Annotated in this window: 1 protein-coding gene and 1 pseudogene; both read right to left on the reverse strand. The window is 46.4% G+C overall.

All coding sequences use genetic code 11. The features are described 5' to 3' along the window. A partial coding sequence (locus R7R24_RS24715; RefSeq protein WP_318119730.1) for a tRNA(Met) cytidine acetyltransferase TmcA domain-containing protein occupies positions 1-855 on the reverse strand: 855 nt, incomplete at its 3' end. 124 nt (positions 856-979) lie between these two features. Then, positions 980-1,143: pseudogene (locus tag R7R24_RS24720) on the reverse strand (chromosome partitioning protein ParB); the annotation flags it as partial.

Here is a 1,143-nt window from a genome sequence, read left to right on the forward strand (position 1 = left end):
GACCAAACGATGATAATGCTCGGTGATTTGTTTGAGCATCGGAACGGGAATCGCAGCCGCTTCATCGACTAGCAACAAATCGCACTCAGGCAGCGAAGACAACAATTCGTCAGGCGCAATAAACTGAATATACCCATAGCCGACTTCCAAACGGTCTTTCTTCATCTGTTTGGCATCAGTAAGTAAACACTGCGCGTGCTGATAGACTGGCTCAACAGCGTTAATAGAAGGCGCGGTAAGTAATATACGCAGCGGCTTGTGTTGCAACAACTGAGCACAAGCGATACCTAACGCGCTGCTTTTACCTCTACCGCGATCAGCCGTGAGCACTAAAGGACGCTTACGATGCCCACTCACCACTTTCTCGATTAATGAAACAGCGTGAGTCTGCTCTATGTATTCTGTATTTCTCTGCGCAATAGCAAGCTCAGAAACCTGAGGAATGACTTTCCCCTGCTCAAGCACTATCAGCTTTTGCCATTGGGTCTGCATCCATCGCTCAGCGAAGTGTTGTGGTTGAGCAGTATTTGTCACAACAAGTAGCATTCCACCGCCAACGAGAGAGCCAATTGCCGACGTAAAGCTATTAGCATCGAACTCTTTTCGCGCGTCAAACAGCAGCACATCACATTCTCTGCCGAGTAGTCGATTTCCCTGCTTCATTCCAACACAAAAGGCACTCTCGAATGACCAATCCCCAACACAGAACCAACGTTGTGTGGTTTGAGTTTGAAGAAATGCAGAGAGAATGGACTCTTGCCAATCGGCCTCTCCTTGCAAAACAATGCCTGAGCGTTGAAAAGCATGTTGAGATTGGCGTTGAAGTGAAGATAGAAATTCAGATTGTGCGTGCATGGGGTCTATCCGATGTTGAACTGCCGCCATGTTATCACATCTACTATACGGAGCATGCTTCCACACGCTCAAGATCGCAGACATAAAAAAACCGCCCGAAGGCGGTTATCGTTAAAGCTTAGTTTTATTGCATTTTGCTTTGAACAAAAGCAAGAATTTCTTCCATCAAGCTGTCATCGACTTTCTTCAGATTGAGAGCAAGATTGCTGCCTTTACGACTGTAGCTTGCTCGACCTTTGACAAGGTCAACTTTTTCAGCTTTTTTTGCAGGTTTAGCTGGTGCTAACT

The sequence above is a fragment of the Vibrio sp. 704 genome (genome assembly GCF_033339295.1).